Origin of the sequence: Pseudomonas gingeri (assembly GCF_013386115.1) — a bacterium.
In the GTDB taxonomy this organism is placed as follows: Bacteria; Pseudomonadota; Gammaproteobacteria; order Pseudomonadales; family Pseudomonadaceae; genus Aquipseudomonas; species Aquipseudomonas gingeri.
In genome coordinates, this window is record NZ_JACAOR010000007.1 from 496,135 (window position 1) to 511,197 (window position 15,063).

Genomic DNA, 15,063 nt, shown 5'->3' on the forward strand with positions numbered 1-15,063 from the left:
GGGCACAGCTCTCAGCGCGCGGACTGGATGATCGACATGTCGATATCCTTGAAGCCCTTGATGGTGTTGGTCTGGGCGTTGCGGAACACGGTGTAGGAGGAGAAGGCCGACTGATAGCTGGCCAGCAGCCCGGGATCGGAGACATCTTTCTTGAGGGCCTCCAGGGCAACGTCCAGTGCCGACTTCAGGCTCTTGGCCCCCTCTTCGAAAGCCGCCGCCTGCTTACCCAGGAAGTCATCGGAAAACTCAACGGATCTTGAGACATCTACCATGCGTCACCTCGTTTATTGCGTCGTCGAAAAATGCCAGGAAGAACTGCTCATCTTGATGTAGCCCTGCGGCCCTGCCTGGAACGAGCGGCCCTTGAACAGGTCATCGCGCAGATCGATGGTGAATCGCACATGGCGATTGCCCCAGCGCCGGTAAAACTCATCGACAAAACGCCGGGCGCCCTCGCGGTCCGCATCCTGAAGATCGCCGGCGACGTTGAACGTGACGCCGTCCGCGCGCTCGATCCGCTCGAAGGGCAAGGACAGACGCTGCAAGCCCTCCTGGGCCAGGCTGCCCAGCAATTCGTCGTCCTGTTCCTCGAAGTGCACGTACTGCACATAGGCGGCCTCATCGAGCAACAGTTGCAACACCTGCTGTTTCAGCCCGGCATCGGGCGGACCACCACGGGAGCCATGGAAAACCCGCACACTGGAAGGCCGCGACAGGTCGATACGGCGGACCTTCAACGCCGTTGCCCGCTCGCTCAACAACGACTCCAGCCGCCGCCGCTCCTCCATCACCTCCAGCACCTGGCTGGGAATGCGATGACGCATCAGCACCTGGCGACTCCAGCCCGCATCCCGTTCGGAACTGACAAAGACATAGACATGATCATCCCGTCCCTGGAGCACCTGGACGGGCTCGCGGGTACCGGCGATCAGGCTCGATACATCCGGCCGGGACGTCACCATCGGTCCCGACCACCCCGCCGCGCACACCGCCAGCAAGGCGAAAACCAGCGCCATGACCACCAGCTTCTTGAACCGTGACCCCGGGCGACGGGGCACTGGCGGCTCGACACCCACCGAATCCGTGAACACCTGCGGTGCCCAGGGTTCGTGCTCGGGCCGCAGGGCAATCAGCAACCCGGCGATCCGCTCGCAGCGCTGGAAGGCAACCTCGCGTTCCTCGATTTCGTCACCCAGTATCCGCAGGGTCGCCTGCTTCTGGTCGAGCAGAACTTCGAAGTTGCAGTTGCCCCGTTCCAGCGGGACGAAGACCGCGTCCTCCGGTATGGCGGCGACCAGACCATCGTCTCCCAGCACCTCGGGCGCACCGACAATGAACAGGGTCCGGCTGCTGCGCAGGTTGAACTCGCAGCCCTGCAACAGGCCGCTGCCAATTCTCAGGACACAGGGTAAAAAGGGGTTATCCGGCATCGTCACCCTCTTCGATCGGTAAAGCGTGCGGCGATACTAGCGAGGCCTGCGGGGACGATCCTGATCGCCGCCGGCATCAGTCCGGAAGATTTCAATCAGAATCCGCGGGGCCGCCGCGCTCACGGCACCAGTACCCGATAAAGGCGCCAGACCTTGCGCGCATACCGCTCGCGGGCGGCCTGGCGATCCTCGCCGCTGCCGGCGTTGTAGGCCCCCACGGCGGTCCAGCCGTAGCCATGACGTTCAATGAACTCCGCCAGGATCGTCGCGCCGACCTGCACACTGAGGCAGGGGTCCTCCAGCAACTGCTGCTCGGTAATCCCCCGTGCGGCCAGACGGGGCAGGTGCAGGCTGTTGATCTGCATCAGGCCGATATCCCGGCTGCCATTGCTGTTGTGGCCCACGGCCTGCGCACGCAGGTCGCTTTCCACCTGGGCAATGGCATACAACAGTTCCGGTTCGATGCCATGGCGCCGTCCGGCGGAGTCCCAGCAAAACGCCGGCAGCGGCCCGGCCCACAACAGCATCAGCCAGGCGCCACAGAGGTATCGCCTGCTCATGCCCGGCTTCGCTGTTCCTCGGCGATCCGCACGCGCATCCGCTGGGCCGCCATGAAAGACGGATCGCGCCGCAGCGACGACTCCAGGTACTCCAGCGCGCGATCATCACGCCCACCGGACCAGTGGTGCCAGGCATACAGGTAATGGATATCGGCCCGGTCGGAGGCCAGCAGGCAGCGCTGGAACAACACCTGGGCCGCATCGCCGCAACCTTGCAGGCTGGTGATCAAGGCCAGCCGCGCCAGCGCATCGGTATTGCCCGGTTCCAGCAGCAAGGCCTGGGCAATGGCCTCGCGGGCCTGCTCGACGGCCTGTTCGCGATCGGCCAGCCCGAGCATCGACAGGGCCAGGTGGGCGTCGGCCAGGCCGCACCAGGGCGGAACATAGCTGGCATCCATGTGCAGGCACTGGCGAAAATACAGCAGGGCCTCCTGCACGCTTTGCGCGGTGTGCCGTTGCAAGCCGTAGATCCCCTTCAGGAAAGCCAGCGCCAGGGGATAGGAGGAGCAACCGCGCACGCAGGGGCGAACATCGGGGAGATGCTGCGCCACCATCGACACCATCGACCGCAGCACCTCTTCGAGCGGGCCCTTGATGGCCACGGGGCCGCGCACCAGATAGTGGTCGTTGCCACGGATCAGTTCGACCGACAGTTCCATCCGGTCGCCACGGGCATAAAAGCGTCCGCTGATGTAGTAGTCCGGCGCCAGCCGCTCCAGCAATTGCCGGGTATCGCCCGGGCCGGGGCCAGGCACCATGAGCCCCGCCGGGAGGATCCTGAGCGTGCCGTCGAACGCCGCCTTGAGTTGCCGGATCGTCGCATCCTGCAGATCCAGCGCCGCCATGTCGTCGGCGTGGCGAAACGGCAATACCGCCAGCGAGGAGGCCGTCGGGCATTCGGCCAGCGACGCTTCCAGGGGCGCTACCGCCCCGACAAAGCGATAACCCTTGCCATAGACGGTGGCGATGTAGCCCCGCCCTTCCCCCAGCAATTTGCGCAGGGCATAGATACAGCGCGTCAACGATTCCTCGGCCGCATCACAACCGCGCCACACGCAATCGAGCAACGAGTCCTTGGTGACCAGGCGGCCGGCCGACCCCAGCAGCAACCGCAGGACCTGTAGCTCCTTGGGCGGCAGATGAACTCCTTTTCCGTTTCGCAACAGCGTTCCATCGCTTTGCAGTATCCACTCGCCAAAGGCGAATGATTGTTTCAAGACGTTATCAGTGACTCGGTCCATAAATCAGCTTGAGACCTCTACAGAAATGTACTGACATTCAAGACAGGCCCTGGACAACCCCGGCCTATCAACGAGGAACGGCAGCGACTATAGAAACTTGGTCTCCAGCAGTCCGTAGGACTTTTCCCTCATGAAACAAGAAAAAAACTACGCACTCAGAGGAATATCAAACACCCCGGCAATGAGCGCCACGCAGCAATGGAAAGGGCCCTATGTTATGTCAGCCATTTCCCTGGTCAGTCTTTGCTGCCGGGTTATCCCTACAAGCCGACACACATCCGCCACCGTCCGCCATCGCGCCACGCCCGACTCGGGCAGCTCGATGTCGAAGGCTTCGTTGAGCAACACCGCCATCTCGACGATATTCATCGAATCGACATACAGGTCCTCGACAAGCCGTAATTCGAACAGGATCCTGCGACGCGCCACCTGGAAGTAATCGGCCAGCAACACCATCACTTGCTGTTCGATAAAGTCATCGCAATAGCCCGGTGTCAGATAGGTCATCTGTTGTTTCTCCAGAGCAGGACGAAGCCCGGGAGGTGCCCCCCTGGGATCCGTCTTCGAAGGGTAGTGATACAAGACCGGCAGGCCACGGATCAGAAGTTGAGCATCGACTTCAACATGTCCGTGAACTGGCTCAGGTGGGAAGACAAGGTCTTGATGAAGTTGTCGTGCGTGGAGTTGGCACTGGAATACTTCTGCGTGAGCTTCTGCAGTTCATTCTTGAACTGCTCGCCTTGCGCGTTGAAACCGGTTTGCCAGGCCTGGAACTGGGCACTGTTCCAGGTCACCCGGCCGTCCGTGATTTCGCCCGCCGGGATATCGTCGAGCCGCTTGATCATCGAATCCAGCGCGGAGAGGTCGATCATCACGCTATAGGTGCCATCGCCATTGTCAACGAGACGCCCGGAGCCCATGGCATCGATCCAGCGCTGCGCCTCCTCCTGGCTGGCGGTGTTGGGCGGGGCGCCCGGTGCGGCCGGAACGGGAAACAGGACGCCTGCGGGGGCCTGGCCGAACTGCTGTTTCAGGTCATCGAGGGCCTTTCTCAACTCATCCACATTGAGCTCGACGTCCTTGCCCTCGTTGGCCCCCTTTATCCACTCGTGCAGTTTCGAAGTGATCTGCTCGTTGAACGCTTTGAAAAACTCCGAATACGTCGCCACGATGTGTTCATAGACACTCAGGTAGCCGCTTCCGATCAAGCCGATCAGTTCGATCAGCTTGTCAAAGAAATCCGGGATGCCTTGCGTTCTTTGTGTCCCCTGCCCGCGGATTTCCGGCACGGCATCGAGCTGCTCGGTCAGCTCGGTGAGGGTCTGCTCCTGCCACTGCTGCAGTTCCTCGCTCAGGGTCAAACCGGCGATCTGCTCCGACAGCTCATGCCACGCCCTGATCTGCCCCTGCTCCTTGCGCCTGGCCAGCTCGCCCAGGTCCTTCAGGGTCAGGTCGTACTTGTAGCGCCTGAACTCACGCTCCTCTGCGTCCCTGGCATTGATCAGCTCTTCGACCGCTGCTTCAAGCCTTCTGCGGCCATCCTCGGACAAGTCGGCGACCGTCTGCCGAGCCTGGCCCGTCGTCACCGGCTCACGCCGCGCGGGCGCCTGCGGACTCTCGACTTCCTCAAGGCTCGAGAAGGTCGAAGCCACCGGGCCCCTGATACCCAAATCGTTCATCTGCTCACCTCACGCCCTGCTGCCCGTGGTTTCGATCACGCGGATACGCGACTCACTGACCTGCAGCATGATCTCCAGTATTTTCTGCAACAGCGCGGCGGTACTGGCATCGATCTGCGCCTCTTCCTCGCCCAGGCTCTTCTGCACACCCTGGTTGCTCTGCTGCTGGACCTCCCGCTCTTTTTGGGTGATCTCGGCGACCCGCACGGAGCTGCTCACCATGTTGCTGATGACCGTCGCCAGCCCGCTCACGCTGCCGCCCATGTTCAGCAGGCGATCCCACTTCACCGCGGCCAGCTCACTCTCTTTCACGGCCGACTTCTGGAGTTGCCGGGCATCCCTCATGATGTCCTTCACCACCTTGATCTCGCCCGGGGCCACCTGCTTCAGGTAGTTGTCGCGCATGTCCCTTTCCAGCTCCAGAGCCTCCATGGTCGTTTGCTTCTGGGTGGTCAGGCCGGCTTGCTTGTGCTTGTAGCCATCGAGGGTCATGACGGTACCGCCCAGGACCATGGCACCGGCGATCACCGCGCCACCGATGGCGCTGTACAACGCCGCGTTGCCGCCTTCGCGAATCGCCTTGCCCTGCTCCAGCGCGGCATTGCCGGTCATCACGCTGAAATGCCCGCGCAACTCGGCGGTGGCTATCCGGGCAACGTTCAGGGCGATGATCGCGGCGATCAGCACGCCGGTGTGTTTTTCCCAGGCTGCCGGATTGAAAGCCAGCTCCCTGAGGTCGTTGTCGCTGAGCAGCTTTTTCGCCTCGCCCAGCACTGCCGTCCATTCGGCCTCGCTGAAGTCACTGGGATCGGTCAGCTTTTCAAACTCATCCAGCGTGGGCGGACGCAGGTCCCAGGTCACCACGACCTGGTCCTCGACGATCCGGCTCAGGCTTTCCCCGCTCAGCGGTCCCAGGCTTTGCCGGACGGCCTGGACAGCCTCCTGCTCCGCCAGGGATGCGGGAATCGACAGGGGTGCTGCATGAAGAGAAATCTCGCGCATCGGTATCACCTTCTCTCAACGGTCAGATATGACGGGCGATATGCAGGCTGGCACCGTGACGGTGCTGCATATCGGCCATGAGTTGCTTGAGCTGGTTATCCTTCTGCTCGATCGCCTTGGCGAAAGTCTCCAGCGACTCCTTGAGGTAGTCGCCCAGCGAATCGACCACCGCCATGCTCACGCGGACATCGGCCAGGTGCTCGGCCCCCTTTTTCTGGTGCAGGCCGCTCTGGACCTGGAACCCCGACTGCGTCGCGACCCCGGTCGTCGAGAGCACCGCCAGGAACATCTCCAGGCGGTTCTTCAACTGGCTCATGGCGATATCGTCGCTCTTGGAGGCCACCAGCTCGCTCAGTTGCTTCATCAGGCCGGCCAGGGTCTTGCCTATCGCGCCCGCCATCTGCTTGAGCAGCGACGGCAGTATCTTGGAGAAAACCTCACCGAGCTTTTCCATGACCTTGTTCAGCACCGGGCCGAGCATCGGTCCTGCTGCCTGGACACCGACGACCGCCGCGGCGATGACCATCGCCACGGCAGCGATGGCACCGCTGACCGAACCGATGATTTTCGCGACGTCCTCGGAAACCTTCAGTACGTCCGTCAGGAACTGCGTGACCAGGTCACCCAGCAGCTTGACCAGTTTCTGGAACTCCTCCATCAGCGGCTTCATCGCGCTTTCCATGTACGAGGTTCCGGTCGCCTCCTTGACGATCATGTCCGTCATCGACGCCAGCACCCCGACGATGCCGACCGCCGCGGACACCAGTGCACCGGCGGCGGGCGCGGCGGCCCCCAGGGTCGCGACCGTGCCGACCACCGCCACCACCGCGCTGACGGCCATCACCAGCCAGCCGAAGATCTTGCCGACGCAGCCCATGGCCTTCTGGGCCGCCTCGGCCTTGCGGACCTCCTCCTGGTACTCTTCGGACTTGACCTTCATGAACTCCTGGCGCGCGACCTGCATCGAGCGGAACAACTCCTGGTCGGCCTCCATCTGCTTGTCGGCCGCCTCCCCCAGCAAGGTGATCAATTGCGCCATCGCCAACGCCAAGGCACCCGCGGCGTTCAAATGTTCCTGGCCGAGCTGATCGGCCACCTTGCCATCGATTCCGGCGGCCTGGGCCTGCACCGCCAGGGCCTCGGCCCTGATCGCCACGGACCTGGCCGTGGCCAGCAAGCCGGCATGTGCGTTCAACGCCGTGTCGAAGCCCTGTTGCAAGCCACCCAGGGCCGCCCTGGCGGCATCGCGCCGGGACAAGGCATCGGCGTATCCGGGCGAAGACGGTTGCAGCGACGCCAGGTGCGACTCGGCGGCTTCGAGTTCGACCTGGGCCTGGTCGAGCCGGGCCTTCAGGCTTTCCAGCTGTTCCTGGCTGGTGTCCACCGCCCCCTGGGCCGCGGCCAGCTCACCGAGGGCCAGGGTGTAATCGGCGGACAACCGATCCAGGCCCTGCTGGGACGATTGCGCCATGCTGCGCAGCATCGACAGGCGGTTCTTCAGGCTCTCCAGGCTGGCATTGCCCAACAGCTCGATCAGCGAGGCGATCAGCCGTACGAACTCACCCTCGGTGTTGGCCTGATCGCCATTGACCCGCGCGGGTGGCGGTTGCAACCGGGGCCGGCCATCGTTCCTGGCACCCTCGGCGGACTCGTAGCCCACTGACTCGATACCGGCCAGCACCTCATGACTGAGCCGCTGGAAATCGGCGCTCCTGACGGCTGTCCGGGCGGCCTCGGCATAGGGGCTGTCAGCGGCGGGAGCCATCACCCCGGCGCCCGGGACACTGTTGATCGTTGTCATTGCTGATCCTCCGGACCTTGGCTATCGATATGGCGCAAGGCGTCCAGGTACACCTGGGCCTGCTTGCGCAAATCGTCATGGGTGGCACGTTCGAGCACATACTCGAAACACAGCCTGGCCTTGCCGCCCTGCCCCAGGGCGAGCTGGCATTGGCCGGTGTAGAACATCGGACGGTAATCGTCCTTGCCCTGGGCAAAGGCCACGGCATACAGCTCGATAGCCTTCTGGTAGTTTTTCCTGAGCTGGTGCACCGCAGCCAGGCCCATCCAGTACTGGCTGTTGTAAAAATCGTAGATGCACAGGAAGTGGAAAAATTTCTCGGCGTCATCCAGTCGCCCCTGTTCGTAGAACTGGTAGGCGTAGGCATACAGGCCGTCCATCTGCTCATCGCTGATCCCGCGCACGTCCTTGAGCGGCATGCCTTCGAGGACGGCTTGCACCGCCTCGAACGCTATCTGTTCGTCCTCTTGCGTGTCTCTGCGACTCATCGGCCACACTCCTGAAGATGGCGCCAGACGGGCTGACGCGTTGCATTGAGCCAAAATCCCCGACGGCCCACCGCAAAAATGCGCTCATGCAGGCCCCCGGCGAATCGGGCGGGTTCAGGCCTGCTCGACCTGTTCGAGCCAGATCAGCAGGCGCAGGACGTCCTCGATCTCCTGCAGCTTGATGAAGCTGTAGCGCTGGTGCGTCTTGAAGATCCGCCGGGCCAGGCGGATATCGCTGACCACCGGCACCCCGACCTCACGGGCATAGGCGCGTACCGCGAGGGCGCGCTGGTTGGTCTCGATCACGCTGACCAGGGGGATGAAGCTGATGTCCGGCCTGAAGTAGATGCCGATGGCGATATGGGTCGGGTTGGCGATGATCACCCGCGAGCCGCGGATATCGGAGCGGACCTGCTCGGACAGCAGTTCCATGTGCAGGTCGCGGCGCTTCTGCTTGATATGCGGATCGCCGTCCTGCTCCTTGTGCTCGCGCTTGACCGAGTGCAGGTCCATCTTCAGGTCCTTGATGTACAGCCAGTACTCGCACAAGGCATCGAGCACGACAATCAACAGGGCACAGGCCATGAAGGTCAGCAGCAGGGTCAGCAGCATCCGTCCCCAGGCCGGGAACAGGTCCAGGGGCTGGGCGAACAACTGCGCGAACAGCAACTGGCGCTCGGACTGCCAGACCATCCACAAGGCCACGGCAAAGCTGCCCAGGTAGAGCAACGCCTTCACGCTGTCCTTGACCGTGCGCAGGCTGAACAGCTTCTTGAACCCGTTGATCGGGTTCAACGCCCCCAGGTTCAGCTTCAACGCCTCGGTGGCCAGCGCGAAACCGCTCTGCAACAACGCCGGCAGCGCGCTGCTCAACACGCAGACGAGGAACAGCGGCAGCACGCAGAGCAACCCCAGCTTCAGCAGGAGCGCGGAATACTGCTGGGTGTTGCCGTCGAAGCCGGCGGCGATGATCCGCCGATAGACCTCCATCACGTCCACCAGCGAGACGGTGAAGACGAGGAAGACGATCGCGCACAGGCTCATGCAACTGATGACAAGGTCCTTGGCCTTGAACGTCTGTCCCTTGCGTGCGGAGTCGCGCAGGCGCTTGGGGGTCGGGTCTTCGGTTTTCGAGGCACTGGAGGACATCTCAGGGCGCCCCCGCGGGCTGCATATGGACGGCCAGATCCGCCAGCCCCATGCGCAGGACTTCATCCGGAAGATGGACGCCGAAGTACAGCATCAGCACCACCAGGGCCACCAGGCTCTTGACCGTCAGCGAGACGGAGAACGCATTCATCTGCGGTGCGTATCGCGACAGCAGCCCCAGCAGGGCTTCGCTGATCAACAGGGCGGCCACCACCGGCGCGCTGATCACCAGGATCTTGCCGACCAGGCCGTCCAGCAGCGGGAACAAGGTCGCCAGGCCGATCTCGCAGGTGGGTGTCGGCGGGCACAGCTGGTAGCTGCGGGCCACGGTTTCGACCATCAGCAGCATGCCCCCGCCTTCGAGATACACCGCCGCGGCAAACAACTGGAGGAAGTTCGCCAGCTCCGAGGTATCCACGCCGTTGGCCGGGTCGACCGTGTTGCTGAGCATCGCCCCGCGCTGGTTGTCGATCAGGTTGCCCATGCCGTGCAGGACCCAGAACGGCCAGCACAACAGGCTGCCCAGCAGCACGCCGATCCCCGCCTCGCGCAACAACAGGCCGAAGAACGCCAGGCTGTCCAGCGCCGGCAACGGCAAGCCCACGCCGGGCCAGAAACCCAGCGCGACCAGGATGATCACCGCCTGGCGTGGCGCCCCCGTCAACACGCCACCGTTGAGAAATGGCAGCATGAAAAAAATCGGCGCCAGCCGGGCGAACGCCAGGATCGCCGCCGCCAGCCAGCTGTGCAGTTCGAAAAACAGCGCTATCGACATCCGCCGCTCAATCCAGCGCCAGGCGCATGACTTCCCGGCTGAAATCGAGCAGCGTCTCGCCGTACCAGCCCGACAGCAGGAACAGGCAGACGGACACCGCCAGCAGTTTGAAGCCGAACGGCAGGGTCTGCTCCTGCAACTGGGTGACCGTCTGGATCAGGCCGACCAGCAGGCCGACCACGGTCGCGACGATGATTGGCCAGGCCACCATCAGCAGGATCAGGTACAGGGTCTTGTTGCCGGCATACACCAGGTCATTCATGCCATGGGCCTCATTCCAGCAGCGTCAGGTATTGCCTGACCAGCCCGGTGGACAGCAGCGCCCAGCCGTCCAGGGCGACGAACAGCACCAGCTTGATCGGCACGGAAATGATCACCGGGCTCATCATCATCATGCCCAGGGCCAGCAGGATGCTGGAGATCACCAGGTCGACGATGACAAAGGGCAGGTAGAGGTAGAAGCCGATCTTGAAGGCGCTCTTGATTTCGCTCAGCGCGTAGGCCGGCAGCAGCGCGAACAAGGACGGCTCGACGTCCTCCCGGGACGACGGCGGCGCTTCATCCGGCTCGACCTGCTGGGCCCGCTCGAAGAAGAACGCCAGCTCGGGATCGGTGTAGCGGCGCAGGTAATCCTTGTAACTGCCCAGGCCGTTTTCGCCGAACTCGACGACCGCCTCGACGCTGTCGAAACGCACCTGGTTGTCCTTGTAGTAGCCGTAGCCCTGCTTCACCACCGGGGTCATGACAAACAGCGCCAGCAGCAGGGCGATCGCATTGAGGCTCATGTTCGACGGTACCTGCTGCAGGCCCAGGGCATTGCGCACGATCACGAAGACGATGGAGAACTTGATGTAGCAGGTGCCCGCCGCGACCAGGAACGGCAGCAACGAGGCGAATGCCAGCAAGGCGATCAGCGAGACGTCATTGTTCATCCAGAGCCTCTCGACCGACCTGGCGCAATTCCACGCCCAGTTCCTCGCCCAGGTGCACCAGTTCGCCCCGCGCAACCGCCCGACCGTTGGCCCGCACTTCGATATCGCCCAGCACCGCCGGATCGAGCACCAGGACCTGCCCCTCGAGCAACGCTGCCAGCTCGGCCAGGCTGACGGCTTGCTCGGCCAGGACGAATTCCAGGCGTACGGGCAGCCGGCCGAGCGACGGCGTGTGTTCGGCGTTCTGTTCTGCCGACGTATCGGGTTCAGCGGGTGACAAGCTCATATGCAGGCCTTCTTCGGTAAAGGTGAACTCGCCGACCGGCTGGCCCACGAGATGCCACAGCCGCGCAGGCCGGCTGATACGCAGGACATCGCCCGCGGCGAGGGTGGACAAGGCCGCGCCGGCCAGTTCGCTGCTGCCGAGGGTCGCCCGCACAGGGTGCGGCACCCTCGCCAACCAGGAACCCGACACGCATGGGCCGGGCAGCCAAGGTTCCGCTGCTGGCGGTGCCACGGGCAGACGGACCACCCACAGCGAGCCCCGCGCCGTGGCGATTCGGGGCAACAGGCGATGCTCCAGGGTTGCCAGGGTGACGGGCTCGACCATCGACAGGCGCTCGTAGCGCAGCTCGTCCAACGTGATATCCAGCGGCCGTGGCACGGCCTGGAACAACTCGGCGAGCAGCTCGATGGAACACGGGGCCTTCAGCAGCGAACGCAGTTGCGGGAGGATGCCGTCGAGCCATTCGCGGGCATCGACCAGCCCCTGCCAGCCAGGGCCCTGGCCTTCGGCGCAAAATCCCAGGTAATCGCCGGGGACAACCAGCGGGCTGAGTTCGGCCTGGTGTCCGCCGCGCCGCCAACGTTCGATCGCACACTGCCGTGCGTGAAGCAGCGGCTCGATCCGGCGCAGCCCCAGGGAGTGTCCCGTCGCGCGGGCCGCTGCGCGGCTCAAGATCCTCGGCCGCCATCATCCGGTGCCGGCGATAGCGGCCCGTCGTCCAGCCACCAGTGCGGCTGCCGGTTCCTGTCGAAATTGACCTGCAACTGTTCGAACACCTGCCGGTCGCTCGCACGGATCAGCAGGCCGGTCGAGCCAGCGCCTTCACGGGTGATCAGCACCTCGCCCCGGGCCCGCTCATTGCTGAAAGGCACCTGCAGGAAATGCTGTCCGGTGCCATCGTCCTCCTGCTCGGCTGGCTCCGGTGGCGCACCGTCATGCCGCTCAGGTGTCGCGTCCCGTTCGCCGCTCGTCCCTTCGGCCAGGACCTGTCCGGCCAAGGCCTGGGGTTCCGACCTGACCAGCAGGCTGCCGGGCAGCAGTTCGGAAGGACTTCCAGGCTCGGTTTCCGGAGCTGGCGCCCCTGTCTCCGGGGGCATGGACGAAGCATTTCCCCCGGGAACTGTCAGTATCACCTCACCGTCGGCAGGCAGCGCCTGTGTCCTGGCGTCCAGGCCATCGCCAGGTTGTCCATCGACTCCAGCCGTTCCCCGCGCCCAGCCGACCCGCTCTTCTGCGGCCGCGACTGTGGATATCCGCGCCCCCTCGACATCGCCCTGGTTCAGCGGCCCCTCTGCCGGCGCCAGACCCGGCCCCGCCCTGTCCCCGAGCGGTTCCTGCGGCCTGTCGACCGAGCCGGCGCCGACCTCTGCCCTGCGCGAACCACCCGGACTCACGGTAGCCCTGCCGGGACCACTCCCCGGCAATTGCACTTGCTGCAACACTGCGAACAATGTCGCGGCCCCTGCGAGAATCACTTCCTCCTCAAGCCCCTCAAGACCCTGCCCGATGCCGTCCGGCACTTCATCCGGAAAGTCCGGCACAGGCTCAACGGTCGGCGATACCCGGGAAATGCCGTTCATCCTTTCATTCCAATCAGATCCTCGATTTCACCCTCGTCGCGACGCAGATGCCCAAGCCGATGCTCCCGCCGCAGACGCTGGCGCAAGCCGACGTACTTGGCATGCTTGCGGCGCAACAGCAGCAGTTGCTGCTGCTCTCTGTGTACCGCCTGGTCCAGCTCTGTCCGTTGCTCATGCAGGGGGCCGCGTTCGAGCGCCAACAGCAGGATCTGCCGGCGAATCACCGCCTGGCGCCGCAGCGTCTCGAGCAACTGCCAGTGATCGAGCACAAGGTTCTCGGCGCGATGACTGGCGAGCAACGTCCGCAACGAATCCTCATGCTCATCCAGTGCGCCCAGCTCCCGCTGCAACAGCGCCAGGCGTTGCCGGGCCGCCTGCAGTTCGCGCTCGCCCTGGTGCTGGCGCCAGGCACTCAAGTCCAGCAGGCGCTCGATATCAGCCAATGAGCTCATGCAGGCTCCGCAAGGTTTCATCCGGTCGGCTCGGCTCGGTGGCATCCTGGCGCAGCCAGTGGTTCAGGCCGTCCCGGCAGGCCATGGCGCGATCATTGGTCGGATCGACACCCGGCGTGTACTCGCCGAGATCGAGGAACACCTGCAACGCCTCCAGCCGCGCCAGCACCTCGCGGGTTCTGGTCGCCAACTGCCGGGCCCGCGCATCGGTCACTTGGTGCGCCACCCGACTGGCGCTGCGCAACACGTCGATGGCTGGGAAATGCCCCTTGGCGGCCAGGTTGCGGCTCAGGTAGATATGCCCGTCGAGAATCGAACGAATCTCCTCGGCGATGGGGTCCGGTTCGTCATCGCTCTCGAGCAATACGGTGTAGCAGGCGGTGATACTGCCCAGCGCCGTGATACCGGGGCGCTCCAGCAGGCGCGGCAGCGCATCGAACACCGAGGCCGGATAACCCCTGCGCGCCGGCACCTCGCCGGCGGCCAGGGCCAGGTCGCGACGGGCGCGGGCGTAACGGGTCAGCGAGTCGAGCAGCAGCACCACGCACTGGCCCTGGTCGCGAAAATATTCGGCGATGGCCGTCGCTTGCAGCGCCGCGTTGCAGCGATCCACCGACGACACATCGGAGGTGGCATAGACCACCACGCAACTCGCACGCTTATGCGACTGGCGCAAATGATCGATGAACTCGGTCACCTCGCGCCCGCGCTCGCCGATCAGGCCGATGACAAAGACGTCGGCATCGGTATGGTTGATCAGCATGTTGAGCAGCGAGGTCTTGCCCGACCCGGCGCTGGCGAAGATGCCCAGGCGCTGGCCGATGCCGACGGTCAACAGGCCGTCTATGGCACGGATACCGGTCATCAGCGGCTCGGCCACCGGACGTCGTTGCTGATAGGACGGCGGGTCGGCATCCACCGGATAATCGCGGCCGTTGAACGCCGGTGCCGGCGCCAGGCGCTCGACGATCGTGCCGCGCGGGTCGACCACACTGCCGAGCATCTCGGCACTGCAATACAGGCGCAGCGACGAGCCGGTCGGCACGATCATCGACTCGCGCGACAGGCCGCGGGCTTCCCCCAGGAGACTGAGCACCACCGCATCGGGCTTGAAACCGATCACCTGGGCCCTGGCCAGCAGCTCGACCGATGTCCAGTGCCGGCGGATCTCGCAGACCTCGCCAATCGACACCCCCTCCAGCGCCGCCTCGATCAGCGGCCCGCTCAAGCGCCGCGGATGGGCACCGCGCCGTTCGAGGCGCAGAGCACTCATTGGCGAATGAGGCCGCAGAGTTCCTCGATGGCCTCCATGAAGCCATCGAGCGCCTCGGCAAAGGCCCGGTCACTGTCCAGCGCCTGCTCGGCGAGCATCAACCGCACTTCCAGCTGCCCTTCGTTCTCGAACAACTGCAATTGGCCGGTGCGGGCGTGGGCATTGCCCTTGAGCAGGAACTGCATCAGGTTCTCGGCGCAGTAGGCGAACGTCGCGGGCGTCACCTGCGCGACCACACTCCATAGCCAGACATCTTCACCGATGACGTTGAGGCTGATGTTCGGCTGCTCGATCATCTCCATTTCGATCGTACTATGGCTGTCGAACTGCCCCAGTTGCGCCTCGCTGCAGCCGCTGTAGCGCAGTGCACCGCGCAAGCGTTCGGCAATGTCCATATCCCGCATGGGTATTTCTC

The 15,063-nt window shown here is 64.1% G+C and carries 18 protein-coding genes; all 18 read right to left on the reverse strand.

Going from position 1 to position 15,063, the window contains the following annotated elements:
* Positions 1–11: 11 nt before the first annotated feature.
* The 18 genes from sctF to HX881_RS14755 all read right to left on the reverse strand — a co-directional run bounded on the left by sctF (position 12) and on the right by HX881_RS14755 (position 15,052).
* Complete coding sequence (gene sctF, locus HX881_RS14670; protein WP_177085178.1) at positions 12–272, reverse strand: type III secretion system needle filament subunit SctF; 261 nt, start codon at positions 270–272, stop codon at positions 12–14.
* Between the two features lie 12 nt (positions 273–284).
* Complete coding sequence (locus HX881_RS14675) at positions 285–1,430, reverse strand: PrgH/EprH family type III secretion apparatus protein (RefSeq protein ID WP_218171694.1); 1,146 nt, start codon at positions 1,428–1,430, stop codon at positions 285–287.
* Between the two features lie 119 nt (positions 1,431–1,549).
* A complete protein-coding gene (locus tag HX881_RS14680) occupies positions 1,550–1,990 on the reverse strand; it encodes a transglycosylase SLT domain-containing protein (protein WP_177085180.1) in 441 nt (146 codons plus the stop codon).
* Complete coding sequence (locus HX881_RS14685; RefSeq protein ID WP_246356509.1) at positions 1,987–3,153, reverse strand: winged helix-turn-helix domain-containing protein; 1,167 nt, start codon at positions 3,151–3,153, stop codon at positions 1,987–1,989. The genes HX881_RS14680 and HX881_RS14685 overlap by 4 nt, the downstream gene beginning before the upstream one ends.
* A 288-nt stretch (positions 3,154–3,441) precedes the next feature.
* Positions 3,442–3,738: a phosphopantetheine-binding protein gene (locus HX881_RS14690; protein ID WP_017128077.1), complete on the reverse strand. Its 297-nt coding sequence runs from the start codon at positions 3,736–3,738 to the stop codon at positions 3,442–3,444.
* Between the two features lie 92 nt (positions 3,739–3,830).
* Positions 3,831–4,910, reverse strand: coding sequence for an IpaD/SipD/SspD family type III secretion system needle tip protein (locus HX881_RS14695; RefSeq protein ID WP_177085184.1), 1,080 nt, complete (start codon positions 4,908–4,910; stop codon positions 3,831–3,833).
* 9 nt (positions 4,911–4,919) lie between these two features.
* Complete coding sequence (locus tag HX881_RS14700) at positions 4,920–5,912, reverse strand: protein IpaC (RefSeq protein WP_177085186.1); 993 nt, start codon at positions 5,910–5,912, stop codon at positions 4,920–4,922.
* 22 nt (positions 5,913–5,934) lie between these two features.
* Positions 5,935–7,713 (reverse strand): type III secretion system translocon subunit SseC family protein, encoded by a 1,779-nt coding sequence (gene sctE, locus HX881_RS14705; protein ID WP_246356510.1) that lies wholly within the window; start codon positions 7,711–7,713, stop codon positions 5,935–5,937.
* Complete coding sequence (gene sicA, locus HX881_RS14710) at positions 7,710–8,201, reverse strand: type III secretion system translocator chaperone SicA (RefSeq protein WP_017128073.1); 492 nt, start codon at positions 8,199–8,201, stop codon at positions 7,710–7,712. The genes sctE and sicA overlap by 4 nt, the downstream gene beginning before the upstream one ends.
* 114 nt (positions 8,202–8,315) lie before the next feature.
* Positions 8,316–9,350 (reverse strand): EscU/YscU/HrcU family type III secretion system export apparatus switch protein, encoded by a 1,035-nt coding sequence (locus HX881_RS14715; RefSeq protein ID WP_177085188.1) that lies wholly within the window; start codon positions 9,348–9,350, stop codon positions 8,316–8,318.
* Position 9,351: 1 nt separating this feature from the next.
* Positions 9,352–10,125 (reverse strand): type III secretion system export apparatus subunit SctT, encoded by a 774-nt coding sequence (sctT, locus tag HX881_RS14720; RefSeq protein WP_017128071.1) that lies wholly within the window; start codon positions 10,123–10,125, stop codon positions 9,352–9,354.
* Between the two features lie 7 nt (positions 10,126–10,132).
* Positions 10,133–10,387 carry an EscS/YscS/HrcS family type III secretion system export apparatus protein gene (locus tag HX881_RS14725; RefSeq protein ID WP_017128070.1) on the reverse strand — a complete coding sequence of 85 codons (255 nt, stop codon included), beginning with the start codon at positions 10,385–10,387 and terminating at the stop codon, positions 10,133–10,135.
* A gap of 10 nt (positions 10,388–10,397) precedes the next feature.
* On the reverse strand, positions 10,398–11,057 hold the full coding sequence (locus HX881_RS14730) for an EscR/YscR/HrcR family type III secretion system export apparatus protein (RefSeq protein WP_177085189.1): 660 nt from the start codon (positions 11,055–11,057) through the stop codon (positions 10,398–10,400).
* On the reverse strand, positions 11,047–12,015 hold the full coding sequence (gene sctQ, locus HX881_RS14735) for a type III secretion system cytoplasmic ring protein SctQ (RefSeq protein ID WP_177085190.1): 969 nt from the start codon (positions 12,013–12,015) through the stop codon (positions 11,047–11,049). The genes HX881_RS14730 and sctQ overlap by 11 nt, the downstream gene beginning before the upstream one ends.
* Positions 12,012–12,923: a hypothetical protein gene (locus HX881_RS14740; RefSeq protein ID WP_177085191.1), complete on the reverse strand. Its 912-nt coding sequence runs from the start codon at positions 12,921–12,923 to the stop codon at positions 12,012–12,014. Before HX881_RS14740 ends, sctQ begins: the two co-directional genes overlap by 4 nt.
* Complete coding sequence (locus HX881_RS14745) at positions 12,920–13,375, reverse strand: protein SpaM (RefSeq protein ID WP_177085192.1); 456 nt, start codon at positions 13,373–13,375, stop codon at positions 12,920–12,922. Before HX881_RS14745 ends, HX881_RS14740 begins: the two co-directional genes overlap by 4 nt.
* Entirely contained in the window at positions 13,359–14,648 is a 1,290-nt protein-coding gene (gene sctN, locus HX881_RS14750) for a type III secretion system ATPase SctN (RefSeq protein WP_177085193.1), read from the reverse strand. Before sctN ends, HX881_RS14745 begins: the two co-directional genes overlap by 17 nt.
* Positions 14,645–15,052: an InvB/SpaK family type III secretion system chaperone gene (locus HX881_RS14755; RefSeq protein ID WP_017128064.1), complete on the reverse strand. Its 408-nt coding sequence runs from the start codon at positions 15,050–15,052 to the stop codon at positions 14,645–14,647. Before HX881_RS14755 ends, sctN begins: the two co-directional genes overlap by 4 nt.
* Positions 15,053–15,063: the final 11 nt, after the last annotated feature.

What these genes read in the sequence shown, in the direction of transcription:
- sctF (WP_177085178.1), bottom strand. Translation starts at nt 272, where the DNA reads ATGGTAGATGTCTCAAGATCCGTTGAGTTTTCCGATGACTTCCTGGGT.
- HX881_RS14675 (WP_218171694.1), bottom strand. Translation starts at nt 1,430, where the DNA reads ATGCCGGATAACCCCTTTTTACCCTGTGTCCTGAGAATTGGCAGCGGC.
- HX881_RS14680 (WP_177085180.1), bottom strand. Translation starts at nt 1,990, where the DNA reads ATGAGCAGGCGATACCTCTGTGGCGCCTGGCTGATGCTGTTGTGGGCC.
- HX881_RS14690 (WP_017128077.1), bottom strand. Translation starts at nt 3,738, where the DNA reads ATGACCTATCTGACACCGGGCTATTGCGATGACTTTATCGAACAGCAA.
- HX881_RS14695 (WP_177085184.1), bottom strand. Translation starts at nt 4,910, where the DNA reads ATGAACGATTTGGGTATCAGGGGCCCGGTGGCTTCGACCTTCTCGAGC.
- HX881_RS14700 (WP_177085186.1), bottom strand. Translation starts at nt 5,912, where the DNA reads ATGCGCGAGATTTCTCTTCATGCAGCACCCCTGTCGATTCCCGCATCC.
- sctE (WP_246356510.1), bottom strand. Translation starts at nt 7,713, where the DNA reads ATGACAACGATCAACAGTGTCCCGGGCGCCGGGGTGATGGCTCCCGCC.
- sicA (WP_017128073.1), bottom strand. Translation starts at nt 8,201, where the DNA reads ATGAGTCGCAGAGACACGCAAGAGGACGAACAGATAGCGTTCGAGGCG.
- HX881_RS14715 (WP_177085188.1), bottom strand. Translation starts at nt 9,350, where the DNA reads ATGTCCTCCAGTGCCTCGAAAACCGAAGACCCGACCCCCAAGCGCCTG.
- sctT (WP_017128071.1), bottom strand. Translation starts at nt 10,125, where the DNA reads ATGTCGATAGCGCTGTTTTTCGAACTGCACAGCTGGCTGGCGGCGGCG.
- HX881_RS14725 (WP_017128070.1), bottom strand. Translation starts at nt 10,387, where the DNA reads ATGAATGACCTGGTGTATGCCGGCAACAAGACCCTGTACCTGATCCTG.
- HX881_RS14730 (WP_177085189.1), bottom strand. Translation starts at nt 11,057, where the DNA reads ATGAACAATGACGTCTCGCTGATCGCCTTGCTGGCATTCGCCTCGTTG.
- HX881_RS14740 (WP_177085191.1), bottom strand. Translation starts at nt 12,923, where the DNA reads ATGAACGGCATTTCCCGGGTATCGCCGACCGTTGAGCCTGTGCCGGAC.
- HX881_RS14745 (WP_177085192.1), bottom strand. Translation starts at nt 13,375, where the DNA reads ATGAGCTCATTGGCTGATATCGAGCGCCTGCTGGACTTGAGTGCCTGG.
- sctN (WP_177085193.1), bottom strand. Translation starts at nt 14,648, where the DNA reads ATGAGTGCTCTGCGCCTCGAACGGCGCGGTGCCCATCCGCGGCGCTTG.
- HX881_RS14755 (WP_017128064.1), bottom strand. Translation starts at nt 15,052, where the DNA reads ATGCGGGATATGGACATTGCCGAACGCTTGCGCGGTGCACTGCGCTAC.